At 58.8% G+C, this 403-nt stretch carries 1 protein-coding gene; it reads left to right on the forward strand.

The window, feature by feature from the left end; translation table 11 throughout:
* A partial coding sequence (locus IG178_RS24415; protein ID WP_193215202.1) for a hypothetical protein occupies positions 1-403 on the forward strand: 403 nt, incomplete at both ends.

Consider the following 403-nt stretch of genomic DNA (forward strand, 5'->3'; position numbering starts at 1 on the left):
GTGGGATCACGCACTCAACCTCAAGCCGAGACAGTTAGCTCTGGTTCTCGAGGACTGGCTGCGACACGGGAACGTAGTGAAGGTCATGACGACCGACGGGTCGTGGCGTGATTCAAACCAGGTCTACTCCCTCAAGAACCCTGACATCTCCATTCCTTGGGCAGACCGCGAACTCGCCAAGAATTTCCTCCCTAACCCTCAGTTGACCGACGTTCTCGGAATCGTTACGAAACTCTCCAACCAGTACCCCGTCATCGAGGAATCGGTGTTCGAGCTCTACAAGGACTGGGCCGTGGAACAGGCGAGGCTCGCAGACGCGGAGGACCAGGATTCCGAGCCCGGCCGCTGGCAATTCGCCGAGGAACGAGGCACAGGCCCAATCGACCTTCTTCGCGACCTGTCG

This window comes from Neoluteolibacter marinus (assembly GCF_014904755.1).
GTDB classification, from domain to species: Bacteria; Verrucomicrobiota; Verrucomicrobiia; order Verrucomicrobiales; family Akkermansiaceae; genus Haloferula; species Haloferula marina.